This is a genomic window from Paracoccus sphaerophysae (assembly GCF_000763805.1).
GTDB lineage: Bacteria > Pseudomonadota > Alphaproteobacteria > Rhodobacterales > Rhodobacteraceae > Paracoccus > Paracoccus sphaerophysae.
Genome location: NZ_JRKS01000068.1, coordinates 1 through 15,589 on the forward strand (window position 1 = coordinate 1; position 15,589 = coordinate 15,589).

Annotated in this window: 20 protein-coding genes, 1 tRNA gene and 1 pseudogene; 20 read left to right on the plus strand and 2 right to left on the minus strand. The window is 68.2% G+C overall.

Annotation, left to right across the window (positions count from 1 at the left end; all coding sequences use genetic code 11):
• The 5 genes and pseudogenes from IC63_RS14230 to IC63_RS14245 all read left to right on the plus strand — a co-directional run.
• Positions 1–362 (plus strand): annotated as a pseudogene (locus tag IC63_RS14230) (terminase); the annotation flags it as partial.
• Entirely contained in the window at positions 353–700 is a 348-nt protein-coding gene (locus tag IC63_RS17695) for an HNH endonuclease (protein ID WP_084115930.1), read from the plus strand. The pseudogene IC63_RS14230 and the gene IC63_RS17695, both read left to right, overlap by 10 nt.
• Complete coding sequence (locus tag IC63_RS14235; RefSeq protein ID WP_036721495.1) at positions 693–1,928, plus strand: phage major capsid protein; 1,236 nt, start codon at positions 693–695, stop codon at positions 1,926–1,928. The genes IC63_RS17695 and IC63_RS14235 overlap by 8 nt, the downstream gene beginning before the upstream one ends.
• Position 1,929: 1 nt before the next feature.
• The gene (locus tag IC63_RS14240) at positions 1,930–2,499 is read left to right on the plus strand and encodes an HK97 family phage prohead protease (protein ID WP_036721497.1); all 570 of its coding nucleotides are present in this window, start codon (positions 1,930–1,932) and stop codon (positions 2,497–2,499) included.
• A complete protein-coding gene (locus IC63_RS14245) occupies positions 2,496–3,575 on the plus strand; it encodes a phage portal protein (protein WP_332257821.1) in 1,080 nt (359 codons plus the stop codon). The genes IC63_RS14240 and IC63_RS14245 overlap by 4 nt, the downstream gene beginning before the upstream one ends.
• 247 nt (positions 3,576–3,822) lie before the next feature.
• Here the strand turns inward: IC63_RS14245 and IC63_RS14250 are convergent, their stop codons facing one another.
• Positions 3,823–4,116, minus strand: coding sequence for an Arc family DNA-binding protein (locus IC63_RS14250; protein WP_036721502.1), 294 nt, complete (start codon positions 4,114–4,116; stop codon positions 3,823–3,825).
• An 88-nt stretch (positions 4,117–4,204) separates the two neighbouring features.
• Between IC63_RS14250 and IC63_RS14255 the strand changes: the two genes are divergently transcribed.
• The 12 genes from IC63_RS14255 (at position 4,205) to ptsP (ending at position 12,611) form a co-directional block, all read left to right on the plus strand.
• Positions 4,205–4,357 (plus strand): Arc family DNA-binding protein, encoded by a 153-nt coding sequence (locus tag IC63_RS14255; protein ID WP_036721505.1) that lies wholly within the window; start codon positions 4,205–4,207, stop codon positions 4,355–4,357.
• Positions 4,358–4,375: 18 nt separating this feature from the next.
• Positions 4,376–4,645, plus strand: coding sequence for a hypothetical protein (locus IC63_RS14260; protein ID WP_156965506.1), 270 nt, complete (start codon positions 4,376–4,378; stop codon positions 4,643–4,645).
• A complete protein-coding gene (locus IC63_RS14265; protein ID WP_036721509.1) occupies positions 4,642–4,851 on the plus strand; it encodes a hypothetical protein in 210 nt (69 codons plus the stop codon). The genes IC63_RS14260 and IC63_RS14265 overlap by 4 nt, the downstream gene beginning before the upstream one ends.
• The gene (locus tag IC63_RS14270) at positions 4,851–5,081 is read left to right on the plus strand and encodes a hypothetical protein (RefSeq protein WP_156965507.1); all 231 of its coding nucleotides are present in this window, start codon (positions 4,851–4,853) and stop codon (positions 5,079–5,081) included. The genes IC63_RS14265 and IC63_RS14270 overlap by 1 nt, the downstream gene beginning before the upstream one ends.
• A 93-nt stretch (positions 5,082–5,174) precedes the next feature.
• Positions 5,175–5,810 carry a hypothetical protein gene (locus tag IC63_RS14275; RefSeq protein WP_156965508.1) on the plus strand — a complete coding sequence of 212 codons (636 nt, stop codon included), beginning with the start codon at positions 5,175–5,177 and terminating at the stop codon, positions 5,808–5,810.
• A 3-nt stretch (positions 5,811–5,813) separates the two neighbouring features.
• Positions 5,814–6,014 carry a hypothetical protein gene (locus IC63_RS14280; RefSeq protein WP_036721515.1) on the plus strand — a complete coding sequence of 67 codons (201 nt, stop codon included), beginning with the start codon at positions 5,814–5,816 and terminating at the stop codon, positions 6,012–6,014.
• Positions 6,008–7,036 carry a site-specific integrase gene (locus IC63_RS14285; RefSeq protein ID WP_036721517.1) on the plus strand — a complete coding sequence of 343 codons (1,029 nt, stop codon included), beginning with the start codon at positions 6,008–6,010 and terminating at the stop codon, positions 7,034–7,036. The genes IC63_RS14280 and IC63_RS14285 overlap by 7 nt, the downstream gene beginning before the upstream one ends.
• Positions 7,037–7,127: 91 nt before the next feature.
• Positions 7,128–7,201, plus strand: a tRNA-Cys gene (locus IC63_RS14290).
• 54 nt (positions 7,202–7,255) lie between these two features.
• Positions 7,256–8,449, plus strand: a complete 1,194-nt coding sequence (locus IC63_RS14295) for a 3-deoxy-D-manno-octulosonic acid transferase (RefSeq protein ID WP_036721519.1) — start codon at positions 7,256–7,258, stop codon at positions 8,447–8,449.
• A gap of 60 nt (positions 8,450–8,509) precedes the next feature.
• On the plus strand, positions 8,510–8,932 hold the full coding sequence (locus tag IC63_RS14300; protein ID WP_036721521.1) for a DUF1178 family protein: 423 nt from the start codon (positions 8,510–8,512) through the stop codon (positions 8,930–8,932).
• A gap of 121 nt (positions 8,933–9,053) precedes the next feature.
• On the plus strand, positions 9,054–10,310 hold the full coding sequence (locus tag IC63_RS14305) for an aspartate kinase (protein WP_036721523.1): 1,257 nt from the start codon (positions 9,054–9,056) through the stop codon (positions 10,308–10,310).
• A 51-nt stretch (positions 10,311–10,361) separates the two neighbouring features.
• Positions 10,362–12,611, plus strand: coding sequence for a phosphoenolpyruvate--protein phosphotransferase (gene ptsP, locus IC63_RS14310; protein ID WP_036721526.1), 2,250 nt, complete (start codon positions 10,362–10,364; stop codon positions 12,609–12,611).
• A gap of 1 nt (position 12,612) precedes the next feature.
• On the opposite strand, the gene IC63_RS14315 is transcribed toward ptsP, so the two are convergent.
• Entirely contained in the window at positions 12,613–13,410 is a 798-nt protein-coding gene (locus tag IC63_RS14315) for an enoyl-CoA hydratase (protein ID WP_408633582.1), read from the minus strand.
• Positions 13,411–13,464: 54 nt separating this feature from the next.
• On the opposite strand from IC63_RS14315, the gene IC63_RS14320 reads away from it, so the two are divergent.
• The 3 genes from IC63_RS14320 (at position 13,465) to rpsI (ending at position 15,023) form a co-directional block, all read left to right on the plus strand.
• Positions 13,465–13,881, plus strand: coding sequence for a PaaI family thioesterase (locus tag IC63_RS14320; RefSeq protein ID WP_036721533.1), 417 nt, complete (start codon positions 13,465–13,467; stop codon positions 13,879–13,881).
• Between the two features lie 150 nt (positions 13,882–14,031).
• Entirely contained in the window at positions 14,032–14,496 is a 465-nt protein-coding gene (rplM, locus tag IC63_RS14325; RefSeq protein WP_036721534.1) for a 50S ribosomal protein L13, read from the plus strand.
• A 2-nt stretch (positions 14,497–14,498) separates the two neighbouring features.
• Positions 14,499–15,023, plus strand: a complete 525-nt coding sequence (gene rpsI, locus IC63_RS14330; protein ID WP_036721535.1) for a 30S ribosomal protein S9 — start codon at positions 14,499–14,501, stop codon at positions 15,021–15,023.
• Positions 15,024–15,589 lie beyond the last annotated feature (566 nt).

The following is a 15,589-nucleotide window of genomic DNA, read 5'->3' on the forward strand; positions in this document are numbered from 1 at the left end:
CCCCGGCCTGCATCGTTGGCGACCGCTTCCGCCATGCAGAGTTCACCGAGGCAATGGACAAGGCCGGGGTGGGCCGCGTCCCGTTCATCTATCGCGGCTTCGGCTGGAAGGACGGCAGCGAGGATATTGAGCGGTTCCGCCGGGCGCTGTTCGACGGCGAGATCAAGGGCGCGCCGTCCCTGCTGCTGCGGTCGGCCATGTCCGACGCGATCGTGCTGAATGACCCGGCTGGCAACGCCAAGCTGGCGAAGGCCCGCAGCCTGGGCCGGATCGACGCGGCGGCGGCGACGGTGCTGGCCGTGGCGCAGGGGCAGCGGATGCTGGCCGCTCCGACGAAAAAGCGGAGGGTCGCATGGGCGTGACCGAGTGGCAGCGCCATTCCCGCCGCGTGACGCGCGGGCCGCGCTGGAAAAGCCTTCGCATGGCCGTGCTGGAGCGCGACGGCTTCAAATGCGTGGACTGCGGCAAGAGCCGGGGTCGCCTGGAGTGCGACCATATCCTGCCGGTCAGGACACACCCTCATCTCGCCTATGACCCGGACAACTGCGCCATGCGGTGCCCATCGTGTCACTCGGCGAAAACCCATGTCGAGGTCGGCCGTGCGCCGCCCGCATACGACCGCCACGGTTGGCGGAAGGCTGTCAACGAACTGATGGCCGACAACAAACCCCTATCGAGCAAACGAGGTAATCATGCTTGATTCCGTGAAGATCGCCCGGCGGCAAAGCGAAATCCGCCAGCAACTCTCGGCCCTGGTCGGCAAGACCGAGCCGAGCGAGGACGAAACCCGTTCGATGGAGGCGCTCGACGCCGAGTATCGGACCAACGAGACCCGCTATCGCGCGGCCCTGACCGCCGAGGACACCGAGCGGCGTGAGGCCGGGGCCGATCTGGAAACCCGGTCGGACAAGGACTGGTCCGATCTTGTCGGCCGGTTCGAGCTTCGCCAGGTCGCCTTTGCCATCGACGAGGGCCGGGCGCTGACCGGGGCCACGAAAGAGGTGGTCGAGGAACTGCGGCAGCACGGCGGCTATCGGGGCGTCCCGGTCCCGTTCGCCGCGCTGGAGCAACGGGCGGGCGAGACCATCGCCGAGGACCAGATCAAGCCGAAGACCTATCGGAACGTGATCGACCGCATCTTCCCGAACAGCGTCGCGGCCCGGCTGGGCATCGAGCGCATCCAGATCGAGCGCGGCGAACTGGCCTTCCCGGTGGCGACCAGCGGGGCGGTGTTCGGCTGGCAGACGACCGAGCTGGGCAACGTGGGCGGTCCCAACCCCTACGAGACCACCGAACGCAGCCTGACGCCGGATCACACCGGCGGGGCGCAGATGGTCATCAGCCGCAAGGCGCTGATGCAGGCGGGGCGCGGGCTTGAGGATGCGATCCGGCGCGACCTGTCGGCGGTCATCTCCGCCGAACTGGACCGGGTGGTCATCAACGGCACCGGGACGGGGGGCCAGCCGCTGGGTATCATCCCCGGCGCGGCGACCTACGGGATCACCAGCACCCCGGTCGGGGCGGCCGCGTCCTGGGCAGCCTTCCGGGCCGAGATCGTGGCGTTCATGGAAAGCAACCAGATCACCAGCGCCAACGCGGTGAACCTGGGCCTGACGCCGCAAATCTGGGCCGACCTGGACGATGCGCTGATCTCGGGCACGGCAGTCAGCCAATGGGACCGCCTGACCAAGCACGTCGGCACCCCATCGCTGTCCAACGTCATCCCCGACAACACGGCGATCCTGACAGCCACGGTGCAGGGCATCGCGCCCGGCTATCTGGGCCTCTGGGGCGGGGTGGACCTGATCCGCGACCCCTACACCAAGGCGCAGTCGGGGCAACTGGTCCTGACGGGTCTGGTCACGGCGGACTTCACGGTCCCGCGCGGGATGCAGACGCGCATCCTGACCGGCCTGACGGGCGGCTAAGATGCTCTGGGGCGCTAATCTCGGGGCGCTGGAACTGCGGAGCGAGGGCGGGGAAACCCGCCTTCGCGCCCGATTTCCTTACGGCGCAGAGACCGAACTGGCACCGGGGCGGCACGAGGTTATCGCCGCACGTGCCTTCGCAGACCGGATCGAGGCGGGCGAGGATATTCACCTGCTGTCTGGTCACGACTTCAACAAGCCGCTGGCATCACGCGCAGCGGGCAACTTGCACCTGACGGATGGCGACGACGCGCTGGTGATCGAGGCGACGATTGCGGACGGCACGTCATGGGCGCGGGACTTTCTGGCCGCCCATGCTGGCGGGCTGATCCGGGGTCTGTCGCCCGGCTTCCGGGTGGAGGCGGGCGGCGAGCGCATCGAGCGGCGCGCGGGCGGCACCCTGCGGACGATCCGCAAGGCGGCGCTGTTCGAGCTGTCGGCGGTGACGCGCCCGGCCTATCCGGCGGCGCAGATCGAGGCGCGCAACTGGTCCCCGACCGAAGGCGGGCTGCTGGTGCCGTATGCGCCGCGAACCGGCCTGAACCGCACACTCAATCGCTGGAGGGCATGATGGGCTTCATGGATCTGTTCAGGCGGAAGGCCGAACCGAACGAAAACCGTGCGGCTGCTCAAGGCTACACGGCCGACCTGATCGCCGCCCGGCATGAATGGCTGTCGGGCCGGTCTGACGTGGCCGAACTGACGGCGACGGTGCAGAGCTGCGTCTCGCTGTGGGAAAGCGGCTTCACGCTGGCGGACGTGAAGGGCACCGACCTGCTGGACCGGCGGGCGCTGGCGATGCTGGCGCGGGCCTTGGCGCTGCGGGGCGAAGCCGTGTTCCTGATCCGGGACCGGCTGGTCGCCTGCACCGACTGGGATATGCGGACCCGCAACGGCGAACCCACGGCTTACCGTGTGAGCGTTGGCGAGATCGGCGGCGGGCGGTCGGAGACGGCGCTGGCGGCCGAGGTGCTGCACGTCCGCATCGGGGCCAGCATGGTCACGCCCTGGGCAGGGACTGCACCGCTTCATCGGGCCAGCCTTTCGGCCGGTCTGCTGCAAGAGGTGGAAACCGCCTTGCGCGAGGTCTGGCGCAATGCGCCGATTGGCAGCCAAATCATTCCGCTGCCTGATTCGTCGGCCGAGGACATGGCCGGGCTGCGGGCATCCTTCCGCGGCGCGCGGGGTCAGGCGCTGATCGTGGAGGGCGTGGCTCAGGCTGTAGCGGCTGGGATGCACCCCGGCCTAGAGAAGCGGGTGGAGAACTTGACCCCGGACCTGCAACGGGCGATGACGGCGGAGACGCTGGAAGCGGCCCGAGGCGCGATCTGCGCGGCTTATGGCATCCTTCCGGCCTGGCTGAACCCGGCGACGACTGGTCCTGCAATCAGGGAGTGCCAGCGTCAGCTTGCGACATGGACGTTGCAGCCTCTGGCCGAGCTGGTCGCGGAAGAAGCGACGGTGAAGCTGGGAACGCGCGTCAGCATCGACGTTCACCGGGCGCTGCAATCGTTCGACGCTGGCGGATCGGCACGGGCGCTGGCGGGCATCATGCAGGCGCTGGCGACGGCCAAGGAAGCCGGTTTGCCTCATTCCACGGTCGCAGCCGCCTTCAAGGCTTTGGACTGGTCGGAGGCCAAGGGATAGGGCCGAGGTGCGCCCTGCGGATTGAGAGGCCCGCGAAGCACCTGGGACTAGACGGCGAGTGTCCCGCTGACATGGCAAACAACCCCGTCAAGGCGCGGCCCATGCACCTCCTTTCGGTGGGCGCGGCGCAGGCTGGCACGTCCGAAGCGGGGCCAGCACACACCCGGCGGAGAGGCCGGGATTGGCGCGTGTAAGCGCCGCCCGCGTCAGGGCAAAGGGCCGGTCGCAGCGGGATGTTGCGGCCGGCTTATTCTTGAGGGGCGTCCATTGTGGACTTCACGGCCTGCATGGATTCCACAGTTTGGGATAGCGTCTCTTCCGGCGCAAACTCTGCGATGCGCCGGATTACTGCATCAGCTATCGCTTGGATTGCCTTCGCGTCAGGCGGATAGTCCGAGAAAAGACTGTCATCCAGCCGCGAGACTATCTCTGCGTTCATGGAGCGGTTGTTCGCCTCGGCGGCGGCCTTGATCCGGTCCCGCAGATCAACGGGCATCCGAAAGTTCACCTGAACCTGTTCCGAGACTGGCGGCTTCGACATATGGCACCTCCGGGCCAAGCAATGTGCTACAAAACCCGTTGACGCAATCCAAGCAACGTGCTTTATAGCATTGTGCTTGGAGGCGCAGATGGACGACCTGAAACAACTGGCCCTGCGCGTCCCCGCTGACGTGAAGGCATGGCTGACCGAACAGGCCAAGCGGAACGGATCGAGCCTCAACAGCGAGGCGATCCGCGCCGTGCGCGAGCGGATGGACCGCGAGACTCAACCCCAAACCTGACACCCGGAGACCCTGAAAATGACGACGAGAGAACGCGCCCGCGCGAACGGCCCCGGCTTGCTGTCGCTGGCCGACGCGCTGGCATCAGTGCCCGCCAACGACCTGTTGATGTTTCGCAATGCGGCTGGAGTCCTTGGCGTAGAGGCGGCCGAGGGACTGCAAGTCATCCGCGACATGATCCTGCTGGCGCTGGACGAGACCGAGGCCGCGCATCTGCCCGAGGTCAACCGTCTGTCCGCCCGTGCCGCCCTGGCCGAGGCGCTGGACGTGCTGGAGAGCGCGGCATGAATCCCGAGTTGAAACTCTACCTGGGCGACTGCCACGCGCAGGCCGTCCGGGCGCAGGCGGTGGCCGAGGCGATCGAGTTGATGGCGGACAAGGGCATGGCCCAGCACAAGACCACGGGCGAGCTGCTGGCCGTCCTGGTCGGCATCATTGCCGAGCTGCAATCGGCGCTGGACGTGGTGAACCTGCCGCAATGGGAGGCCGCGTGATGACTGGGCACAAGGAACATCTGTCCCAAATTGAGTATGCAATCAGCGATCTTGAGAATCTGATCTGCGCGCTGTGCGTGGTCGCGGAGCCGTTCGCGGTTATGCCCGAAACCCGACTGTCAAGCGACGAGGTGGACGCTCGCAACGGGCTGATCGGACTGCGGGACGCGCTCAAATGGCAATGCCGGAAGCTTGGCGATGCCTACGAGGCCGCGTGGAAGGCGGCGTAATGATGACCCCGGCGGACCTATGGCACCGCCGGGGGCTTCTATCTGCGTTTCCCACGAATGGGGGTTGCGCCGGGGCTATTTGTGCGATACACAGTGACCATGAAAGCCGGACCCTTCAACGCCATGATCGCCGCCGCATTCTCTGTCGAAGAGAAAACGGTCACCGTGTTTGCGCGCGCGCTGAAAGAAGCGCGACTGCTGACCACGGGGGCGCGGGGCGTGAACGCCCCCGACATGACCCCGCTGGACGCAGCTCGTATGACGATCGCCCTGCTGGCCTGCGACGGTCCGGCCCAAGCGGTCGAGCGGGTCAAGCTGTTCGGGCAACTGCGCTACTCGCCCCATTCCACCACGTCGCAAGCCTGGCGAGAGATCGTGGGGCAGGATGAGTTTGCCAGCCGCTTCGGCGGTGACACTTTGGAGGAAGTGCTGGCCTTCATTTACAGCGCGTATCTCGACCGAGGGCTTGATGACGCATCCCGGTGGTTTGACGAGAACGTGGTTTCTTTGACCGTCCAGCCGGGCGACGTGCGGGCCGAGCTGGTCGCCTGGGTTCACGATGCCAACGGCAAGATAGTCCGCGAGCGCGTCATGCCGTTTCAGGGCAATCGCCATGCAGAGGGCTTTGTCACGATCCCGCGCGGCCTGCTGGTCGAGCGGTCCGCAGCGCCCGCCACCTTGAGTCTGGTTTCTGTCGAGCTGTGGGCCGATGCCCGCGCCGAGGACTGACCGATGAGCGTTCGCCCGATCTGGTCCAGCGAAACGACTGCGGCACGGCTTCTGGACATGAAGCCCGCCGAGTTCCGTTCGCTGGTCGAGGCCGGGCACCTGCCGCCGCCTGACGAGATCGCGCCGGGCTTCAAGCGGTGGAAAACCGAGGCGCTGGAGCGCATCCGCAGCGGTGCGGCGATCGAGGGGCCGATGGAATGGTGAGGAAAGCCGGTCGCAAGCCCTACGTCCGCGAGGTCAAGCCGGGCTTCCTGTATTTCTACAGGGGCGGGAAATACCTGCACCGCTTCACCGCGCCCGAGGACACGGCCGAGTTCGACCGCCAGTATTGGGAGGTCAGGACCGGCAAGAAGGCGGCCAGCCGCACAAGCTGGAAGGCGCTGATCGAGGATTACCGCCGATCGGATCGCTGGACCAAGCTCAAGCCCCGCACCCGCGCCGACTATGAGGCCGTGATGGCCTACATCATCAAAAAGAACGGCGACCGCGACATGACCCGCCTGACCCGCAAGGACGTGGTGGAGGCGCAGCGCAAGAACGAACACCGGACCCGGTTCGCCAACTACATCCCCGCTGTGATGTCGGTGCTGTGCGAACACGCGATCGACCTGGGCTGGATCAAGGTCAATCCCGCGAAGGGAGTTCGCAAGCTGGCAGTCCCCGACGAGCGCAAGCAGCCGCATCTGCCCTGGCCTGACGCGGCCGTGGCGAAGTTCCGGGCAGAGGCTGGCGCCCTGGAGCGGCTGATCTTCGAGATCGGCGTCGGCAGCGTCCAGCGGCCCGGCGATTGGGTTGGCTTCACCTGGGGCGATTACAATCCCGAAGGCGACGGCACCCTGCGCCTGAAGCAGAACAAGGGGGGCGTTGAGCTAACCTTGCCCTGCACCCCGCAGCTCAAGGCCGCGCTGGACGCAGCCAAAGCAGCCCTGCCGTTCGCGCCGATGCCGTCGCGGCCGATCCTGATCGGAAAACGCGGGCAGCCGATGCTTTACCGGAGCTTGGCCGAGATCATGCTGGCCGAGCGCAAGCGGCTGGGGCTGGAGGACTATGACCTTCACGCCCTGCGCTATCGCGGAGTGCAGGAGCTGGCGCTGTCGGGCTGCGACGACGACGAGATCGCGTCCTACAGCGGGCACATGACCAAGGCGATGATCCAGAAATACGCCGGGGAAGCCCGGCAGAAAATGCGCGCCAAACAGGCCGCAGCCAAGCGGTCCCGGACTTGAGAACGGAACGGGACCAGAACATGAAACTGATAACCGGAGTGATAACCCCCTTGACCCTCTCGACCGAAAACCCTAGCAAACGCTGCACGGCGGCGGGTTGGCGGAGAGGTTACGCAGCGGATTGCAAATCCGTGAAGACCGGTTCGATTCCGGTACCCGCCTCCATCCTTTCCCCTTCACGGCCTGACCGGGTCGGCCGCGCAGATAGGGCCGGCCGGGATGATCTATCGCGCACTCACCGCCGTTGCCGGCGCGGCCCTGCGGGGGGCCGCGCCGCTGGCGGGCGAGGCGCTGGCCGAGCGGCTGGCGCTGGACGATGTGCCCTCGGTCCGCGGCGGGATCTGGGTCCACGGCGCCAGCGTGGGTGAGCTGAATTCGGCCCGCGCGGTGATCGCCGAACTGGCGGCGCGGCGGCCGGTGCTGGTCACCGCCAACACCGTGACCGGACGCGAGGTGGCCCGCGGCTGGGGCCTGCCGGCGCGGCTGGCGTCACTGGACGTGCCGCAGGCGGTGGGCCGGTTCCTGGACGCGGCGCAGCCGGCGCTGGCGGTGACAATCGAAAACGAGATCTGGCCGAACCGCGCCGCCGCCTTGCGGGCGCGGGGCGTCAAGCAGGCGGTCATCGGGGCGCGGATGTCGGCGCGCTCGGCCCAGGGCTGGGGGCGGGCGCGGGGGCTGATCGGGCCGGTGCTGGGCGGGATCGGCCTGCTGTCGGCGCAGGACGAGGCGACCGAGGCGCGGCTGATCGCGCTGGGGCTGCCCTCCCGGGCGCTGGCGTCGCGGGTCAATCTCAAGCTGATGGGGCCGGCGGCGATCCGGCCGCCCAGGGATGGCGGCGGGCGGGATCGCGTGTGGCTGGCCGCCTCGACCCATCCGGGCGAGGACGAGATCGTGCTGGCCGCCCACGCAGCGGTCCGCGCGCGGCTGCCCGATGCGCGGCTGATCCTCGCCCCGCGCCACCCGCGCCGCACCGACGCCGTCGCGCGGCTGATCGCCGCGGCGGGGTTTCCGGCCGAGCGGCTGGGCGCGCTCGAGGTGGGCACTGCCGGCGCGCCGCCGGTCCTGCTGATCGACCGGCTGGGCGCGATGCAGGGCGCCTATGCGGCGGCCGGCGTGTGCCTGACCGGGGGATCGCTGGCCGATCACGGCGGCCACACCCCGTGGGAGCCGGCGGCCTATCGCTGCGCGCTGCTGCACGGGCCGCATGTCGCCAACTTTGCCGCCGACTATGCCGCGCTGGACGCGGCGGGGGCGGCGCAGGAGGTGACGGCCGAGAGCCTCGGGGGGACCGTCACGGCGGTGCTGTCCGATCCGGCCGCGCGCGCCGCGATGGGGCAGGCGGCGCGCGGCCTGCTGGACGCCAGCGCGCCGGACCCGCGCGCCCTTGCCGGCCGGATCATCGGGCTTGTCTGAGCGGTCCTTGCGCGTTCGCCCTCTGCGCCCGATATTGGCGGACCGAAAGGAAAGATCGGCATGATCCGCTATGCGCTGCGCTGTGACCGGGGGCACGGGTTCGACGGGTGGTTCCGGTCGGCCGCGGGCTTTGATTCGCTGCTATCCGCGGGGCAGGTCGAATGTGCGGTCTGCGGCAGCACGGTCGTGACCAAGGCACCGATGGCCCCCGCGGTGCCTGCGCGCGAGGAGTCCGAGGCTCGGCCGCTGGAGACGCCGGCCTCGGGCCCGGAACGGGCGCTGGCCGAGTTCCGGCGCCATGTCGAGGCCAATTCGGATTACGTCGGCGGGGATTTCGTCACCCAGGCGCGGGCGATGCATGACGGCGACATCCCGCAGCGCTCGATCCACGGCGAGGCGCGGCTGGACGAGGCGAAGAAGCTGCTCGAGGACGGGGTGCCGGTCGCGCCGCTGCCGTTCCGGTCGCGGCGCAAGCTCAGCTGAGCCGCCCGCCGGTGCCCGACACCGCGCCCGACCCCACGCGTGGGAAATTCCCGCAGGCCCTTGCCCTTGCTCGACCCGCCCTCTAATAGCCCCGCGTTCCACCCGGCGACTGGAGGCCCAAATGCCGCTTCTGGTGATGAAATTCGGCGGCACTTCGGTGGCCGATCTCGACCGCATCGCCAATGCGGCAGCCAAGGTCCAGCGCGAGGTCGAGCGCGGCTATGACGTGATCGTCATCGTCAGCGCCATGTCCGGCAAGACCAACGAGCTGGTCGGCTGGGTCGAAGGCACCTCGCGACTGTATGACGCGCGGGAATATGACGCCGTCGTCGCCTCCGGCGAGAACGTGACCGCCGGGCTGATGGCGCTGCGGTTGCAGGAGATGGGTGTGCCGGCGCGCAGCTGGCAGGGCTGGCAGGTGCCGATCAACACCACCGCGCAGCATTCGGCGGCGCGTTTCGTGTCGATCCCGCGCGCAAATATCGACGCCAAGTTCGCCGAGGGGATGAAGGTCGCGGTCGTCGCGGGCTTCCAGGGCATCGGACCGGACGGGCGCATCACCACGCTGGGCCGGGGCGGGTCGGACACCACCGCGGTCGCCTTTGCCGCCGCCTTCGGCGCCGAGCGCTGCGACATCTATACCGACGTGGACGGGGTCTATACGACCGATCCGCGGATCAGCTCCAAGGCGCGCAAGCTGGACCGCATCGCCTTCGAGGAGATGCTGGAACTCGCCAGCCTCGGCGCCAAGGTGCTGCAGACCCGCTCGGTCGAGCTGGCGATGCGCTATAACGTGCGCCTGCGGGTGCTGTCGTCCTTCGAGGACACCGACGAAACCAGCGGCACGCTGGTCTGCGATGAGGATGAGATCATGGAATCCAGGGTCGTTTCGGGCGTTGCCTACAGCCGCGACGAGGCCAAGATCACGCTGGTGACGGTCGAGGACCGGCCGGGCATCTCGGCGGCGATCTTCCAGCCGCTGGCTGATGCCGGGGTGAACGTGGACATGATCGTCCAGAATATCTCGGAAAAGGACTATGAGGATCACCCGGGCTCGGTCACCGACATGACCTTTTCCTGCCCGGTGAACCAGGTCGAACGGGCCCGCAAGGCGATGGAGAATGCGCGCTCGGCGGGGCTGATCGCCTATGACGACCTGGCCGTCGATACCGAGGTGGCCAAGGTGTCTGTGGTGGGCATCGGGATGCGGTCCCATGCCGGGGTCGCGGCGCGCATGTTCAAGGCGCTGGCTGATGAAAACATCAACATCAAGGTCATCGCCACCAGCGAGATCAAGATTTCGGTGCTGATCGACCGCAAGTATATGGAACTGGCCGTGCAGGCGCTGCATGATGCGTTCGAGCTGGAAAGGGCCTGATCCGCGACACTGCGTGCGCCGTCCGGCCGGGACGACGGGAAAGTGACGGTGATGCCGGAACGGAGCGAGAGCGAATCACGCAGGCTGCTGAAGCGGTTGCGCGACACGCTGGCCGCCCCCGGCGGCGGGCAGGCGCGGCTGGACAGCATCACCCACCACATCGCCGATTCGATGCGCTCGCAGGTGTGTTCAATCTACCTGTTCCGCGACCCCGAGACGCTCGAGCTGTGCGCGACCGAAGGCCTGCGCCGCGAGGCGGTCCACCAGACCCGGCTGCGCCTGGGCGAGGGGCTGGTCGGCCGCGTCGCCCGCACCGGCCGCCCGATCAACACCGCCAACGCCCCCGCGCAGCCCGGCTTCCGCTACATGCCCGAGACCGGCGAGGAAGTGTTCCCCTCTTTCCTGGGCGTGCCGATCCAGCGGGTCGGCGAGAAGCTGGGCGTGCTGGTGGTGCAATCGCGCGACGCCCGGGAATATTCCGAGGACGAGGTCTATGGACTGGAAGTCGTCGCCATGGTGCTGGCCGAAATGGCCGAGTTGGGCGCGTTCCTGGGCAACGAGGCCCAGCCCTCGACCCACCGCTTCCCGGCCGTCTTCCGCGGCGCGACCGGGCAAGAGGGCGCCGCCGAGGGGCAGGTCTGGCTGCACGAGCCGCGGGTGGTCATCACCAACCCGGTCGGCGACGACCCCGACAAGGAACTCGCCCGCCTGACCGAGGCGGTGGCGATGCTGCGCCAGACCGTCGACCAGATGGTCGCCACCGCCGATGTCAGCGGCGGCGAGGGCGAGGCGGTGCTGGAAGCCTATCGCATGTTCGCCAATTCACGCAGCTGGCTGAGGCGGATGGAGGAGGACATCGACCGCGGCCTGTCCGCAGAGGCGGCGGTCGAAAAGGAACAGTCCCAGACCCGCGCGCGGCTGGAAAGCGCCGCCGATCCCTATCTGCGCGACCGCCTGCATGATCTCGACGACCTGTCGAACCGGCTGCTGCGGATCCTGACCGGGCAAGGCAGCGACACCGGCAGCGCGATGCCCGCGAACCCGATCCTCGTCGCCCGCAACATCGGCCCCGCCGAGCTGCTGGATTACGGCCGGCGGCTGCGCGGCGTGGTGCTCGAGGAAGGCTCGGTCGGCAGCCACGCGGCGATCGTCGCCCGGGCGCTGGCGATCCCGCTGGTGGTCCACGCGGCGCGCATCACCACCGAGGCGCTGAACGGCGACCCGATCCTGGTCGATGGTGACACCGGCGTGGTGCATCTGCGCCCCGAGGACTCGGTCGCCGCCGCCTTCCGCGACAAGATCGCCATGCAGGCCGAGGCGCAGAAGCTGTATGCCGGCCTGCGCACCCTGCCGGCGACGGCGCTCTGCGGCACCAGCGTCAAGCTGTTCATGAATGCCGGGCTGATGGCCGACCTGCCCAGCCTCGACGGGTCGGGGGCCGAGGGCGTCGGGCTGTTCCGCACCGAGCTGCAGTTCCTGACCCGCACCCGCGTCCCCCGCCGCAGCGAGCTGGCGCGGATGTATGCGCATGTGATGGAACACGCCCACGGCAAGCCGGTGGTGTTCCGCACGCTGGACATCGGGTCGGACAAGGTGCTGCCCTACATGAAGCGGATAGACGAGCCGAACCCGGCGATGGGGTGGCGGGCGATCCGCGTCGGGCTGGACAAGCGCGGCGTGCTGCAGATGCAGCTGCAGGCGCTGATCCGCGCCGCCGCCGGGCGGGCGCTGAGCGTGATGTTCCCGTTCATCGCCGATGCCGAGGAATTCGCCCAGGCCCGCGCCATGCTGGCCGAGCAGATGGAGCGCGAGGCCGCGATGGGCCACGCCGTCCCGACCGAGCTGCGGGTCGGCGCGATGCTGGAGACCCCCTCGCTCGCCTTCGCCGCGCCGTCGTTCTTTCGCAGCTGCGATTTCGTGTCGATCGGCGGCAACGACCTGAAACAGTTCTTCTATGCCGCCGACCGGGAAAACGAGCGGGTCCGGCGCCGCTATGACACGCTGTCCACGCCGTTCCTGAACCTGATCCAGATGATCGTCGACCGCTGCACCGCCGAGGGCGTGCCGGTCAGCTTCTGCGGCGAGGATGCGGGCCGCCCGGCCGAGGCCGCGGTCTTTGCCGCGCTGGGGCTGCGGCAGCTGTCGATGCGGCCGGCCTCGATCGGGCCGGTCAAGTCCCTGATCCGGCGCATCGACCTGTCGGCGCTGCGGCAGGTGCTGGACGAGGAACGCGCGCGCGGCGCCACCTGCCTGCGCCCCGCGGTGACGGCCTTCCTGGCCCAGGCGCGCAGCCCGGCGTGAGCTAGCGGTCGGCCCAGGCCGGCGGGCGCTTGTCCAGGAAGGCGCTCAGCCCCTCGGCGGTGTCGGGCAGCATGAGGTTCTCGCACATCGTGGCGCCGGCGGCTGCGTAGGCTTCGGGCGTCGCCAGTCCGGTCTGGCGGTGGAAGGCGCGCTTGCCCATCTGCACCGCCGCCGGCAGCTTGGCGGCGATCGTGCGGGCCAGCGCGAAGGTTTCCTCGGTCAGGTGGTCGGCCGGGACCACGCGGTTGACCAGCCCCAGCTCGCGGGCGCGGTCGGCGGGGATGAACTCGCCGGTGGTCAGCATCTCGAACGCGGCCTTGGGCGGGATGGCGCGGGTCAGCGCCACCATCGGGGTCGAACAGAACAGCCCGATATCGACGCCGTTGACGCCAAAGCGGGTGCCCTCGGCCGCCACCGCCAGGTCGCAGCTGGCGACCAGCTGGCAGCCCGCCGCGGTGGCGATGCCCTGCACCTCGGCGATCACCGGCTGGGGCAGGGCGCGAATCGCCTGCATCATCTCGGCGCAGTCGGCGAAAAGCGTCTCGTAGGCGGCGCGGCCGCCATCGGCATCGGCGCGCGCAGCCTGCATCCGGCGCAGGTCGTGGCCGGCCGAAAACGCCTTGCCCTCGGCGGCCAGCACCACCACGCGCACGGCCGGGTCCGTGACGATGCCGTCCAGCGCCTGCCGCAGCGCCGCGATCATCTCGGTCGACAGGGCGTTGAAGTTCTTGGGGCTGATCATCACCAGCCGCGCGACGGCGCCATGATCCTCGCGGCGCAGAAGATCGTCGTTTGCCATTGTCATCTCCCCCAAGCTTGCCCCAGCTTAGGGCCGCAGCACGGGGGGGCAAGCATGCCGATGATGGACGGCCCGCAGATCGAGGCGTTTCTGGCCGCGGAGTTCCCGCAGGTGTCGGGCTATACGGTCGAGCGGGTGGACGACGCCGGCGTGACCCTGCGGCTGGCGGTGTCCGACCGGCACCTGCGCCCCGGCGGGACGGTATCGGGGCCGACGATGTTCGAGCTGGCCGATCTCGCCATGTATGCGGCGGTGCTGTCGCGGATCGGGCCGGTGGCGCTGGCGGTAACGACCAGCGCCAATATCGACTTCATGCGCAAGCCCCCGGCGGGGCGGGACCTGGTCGCCGATTGCCGGCTGCTGAAGCTCGGGCGCGTGCTGGCGGTGGGGGACGCCCTGATCCGGGCCGAGGGGCACGACGGCGTGGTGGCGCGGGCCGCGATGACCTATTCGATTCCGCCAAAACCGTGACAGGATGCGGCGTTCTGCGATGGTATATAAATACCATTAGTGCAAGCCGTTGATCTGCAAGCGGATATTTCCGCCTGCCGCGCTTGACCCGCCGCGGCGGTTTCGCGATACACCCACATCCGAATTCACACCCCCCGAAAGGGACGAGAGATGAAGACCTATACCGCAAAACCGGCGGATATCGAAAAGAAGTGGATCCTGATCGACGCCGAGGGCATCGTTCTGGGCCGCCTTGCCACGATCGTCGCCAGCCGCCTGCGCGGCAAGCACAAGCCGACCTTCACGCCGCATATGGACATGGGCGACAACGTCATCGTCATCAACGCCGACAAGGTGCAGATGACCGGCAACAAGCGTGACGACAAGCGCTACTACTGGCACACCGGCCATCCGGGCGGGATCAAGTTCCGCACCGCGCGGCAGGTCCTCGACGGCGCCCACCCCGAGCGCGTGGTGATCAAGGCGGTCGAACGCATGATCTCGCGCAACAAGCTGGGCAAGCAGCAGATGACCAACCTGCGCGTCTATGCCGGCGACCAGCATCCGCACGAGGCGCAGCAGCCCGAAGTGCTGGACGTGAAGTCGATGAACACCAAGAACACCCGGAGCGCCTGATCATGGCCGAAGACATCAAATCCCTCGACCAGCTCAAGGACGCCGTGACCGCCAGCGCTGGCGGCGTGCAGGGCTCGACCGCGGACGAATCGCGCAGCCTGACCGCCGAGGCCGCCCCGCGCGAGCCGCAGCGTGACGCGCAGGGCCGCGCCTATGCGACCGGCAAGCGCAAGGACGCCGTCGCCCGCGTCTGGGTCAAGCCGGGTTCGGGCAAGGTGACCGTGAACGGCAAGGACATGGCGGAATACTTCGCCCGCCCGGTGCTGCAGATGATCCTGCGCCAGCCGTTCGAGATCGCCGGCGTCGCGAACCAGTACGACGTCTATGCCACGGTGGCGGGCGGCGGGCTGTCGGGCCAGGCCGGTGCGGTCAAGCACGGGATCTCGAAGGCGCTGCAGTTGCACGAACCGAGCTTGCGCGCGCCGCTGAAGGCCGCCGGCTTCCTGACCCGCGATTCGCGCGTGGTGGAACGCAAGAAATACGGCAAGGCCAAGGCCCGCCGGTCGTTCCAGTTCTCGAAGCGCTGATCCGATCACACGATTCGACGAGAAAGGGGCGCGGCCAGCCAGGCCGCGCCCCTTGCCGTTTCCGCGGCCCGGCACCGTCATGGCGGCGTCACGTCGGGGTGGCAGGTTCGTCCCCACAGGGCTGATTGGCCGGGGAATCTCATGTTTTCCGGGGGTTGAAACTATTTTCGCCTTCTCGGAATTTTTCCGCTTGCGACTCGGCGCGGCCACCCCTAGATAGCCCCTCACCGAGACGGCAGACGCCGGATCGGACGGAAAAGTCGGAGCTTCCGAAACTGTCCGGGCCCACAGCGGGCGACGCCGAAGATCGTTAAGAATGTTCTTGACGCCGGACGCGACGTTCTCTATGTAGGGTTTCTGCCGCGGAAACGGGGCGACAATCTGGATCGATCTGGCTGTTGGCGCCAAGCAAGTTTGGCGACTGCGGTTCGTTTGTTCCTCTGCTGTTTGACATTGTTATGATATTGAAGGGATATGCGGGCGGTTTGGCCATTTCGATGGTAGACGCCTAGCATATCGGCTCTTTAGGGTTTCGGCCCGATGATGAGAGTGTCAGCTTCACTGTT

Excerpts from the sequence above, each read along its gene's own strand:
- IC63_RS17695 (WP_084115930.1), top strand. The coding sequence starts at position 353 with ATGGGCGTGACCGAGTGGCAGCGCCATTCCCGCCGCGTGACGCGCGGG.
- IC63_RS14235 (WP_036721495.1), top strand. The coding sequence starts at position 693 with ATGCTTGATTCCGTGAAGATCGCCCGGCGGCAAAGCGAAATCCGCCAG.
- IC63_RS14240 (WP_036721497.1), top strand. The coding sequence starts at position 1,930 with ATGCTCTGGGGCGCTAATCTCGGGGCGCTGGAACTGCGGAGCGAGGGC.
- IC63_RS14245 (WP_332257821.1), top strand. The coding sequence starts at position 2,496 with ATGATGGGCTTCATGGATCTGTTCAGGCGGAAGGCCGAACCGAACGAA.
- IC63_RS14250 (WP_036721502.1), bottom strand. The coding sequence starts at position 4,116 with ATGTCGAAGCCGCCAGTCTCGGAACAGGTTCAGGTGAACTTTCGGATG.
- IC63_RS14255 (WP_036721505.1), top strand. The coding sequence starts at position 4,205 with ATGGACGACCTGAAACAACTGGCCCTGCGCGTCCCCGCTGACGTGAAG.
- IC63_RS14260 (WP_156965506.1), top strand. The coding sequence starts at position 4,376 with ATGACGACGAGAGAACGCGCCCGCGCGAACGGCCCCGGCTTGCTGTCG.
- IC63_RS14265 (WP_036721509.1), top strand. The coding sequence starts at position 4,642 with ATGAATCCCGAGTTGAAACTCTACCTGGGCGACTGCCACGCGCAGGCC.
- IC63_RS14270 (WP_156965507.1), top strand. The coding sequence starts at position 4,851 with ATGACTGGGCACAAGGAACATCTGTCCCAAATTGAGTATGCAATCAGC.
- IC63_RS14280 (WP_036721515.1), top strand. The coding sequence starts at position 5,814 with ATGAGCGTTCGCCCGATCTGGTCCAGCGAAACGACTGCGGCACGGCTT.
- IC63_RS14285 (WP_036721517.1), top strand. The coding sequence starts at position 6,008 with ATGGTGAGGAAAGCCGGTCGCAAGCCCTACGTCCGCGAGGTCAAGCCG.
- IC63_RS14295 (WP_036721519.1), top strand. The coding sequence starts at position 7,256 with ATGATCTATCGCGCACTCACCGCCGTTGCCGGCGCGGCCCTGCGGGGG.
- IC63_RS14300 (WP_036721521.1), top strand. The coding sequence starts at position 8,510 with ATGATCCGCTATGCGCTGCGCTGTGACCGGGGGCACGGGTTCGACGGG.
- IC63_RS14305 (WP_036721523.1), top strand. The coding sequence starts at position 9,054 with ATGCCGCTTCTGGTGATGAAATTCGGCGGCACTTCGGTGGCCGATCTC.
- ptsP (WP_036721526.1), top strand. The coding sequence starts at position 10,362 with ATGCCGGAACGGAGCGAGAGCGAATCACGCAGGCTGCTGAAGCGGTTG.
- IC63_RS14315 (WP_408633582.1), bottom strand. The coding sequence starts at position 13,410 with ATGGCAAACGACGATCTTCTGCGCCGCGAGGATCATGGCGCCGTCGCG.
- IC63_RS14320 (WP_036721533.1), top strand. The coding sequence starts at position 13,465 with ATGCCGATGATGGACGGCCCGCAGATCGAGGCGTTTCTGGCCGCGGAG.
- rplM (WP_036721534.1), top strand. The coding sequence starts at position 14,032 with ATGAAGACCTATACCGCAAAACCGGCGGATATCGAAAAGAAGTGGATC.
- rpsI (WP_036721535.1), top strand. The coding sequence starts at position 14,499 with ATGGCCGAAGACATCAAATCCCTCGACCAGCTCAAGGACGCCGTGACC.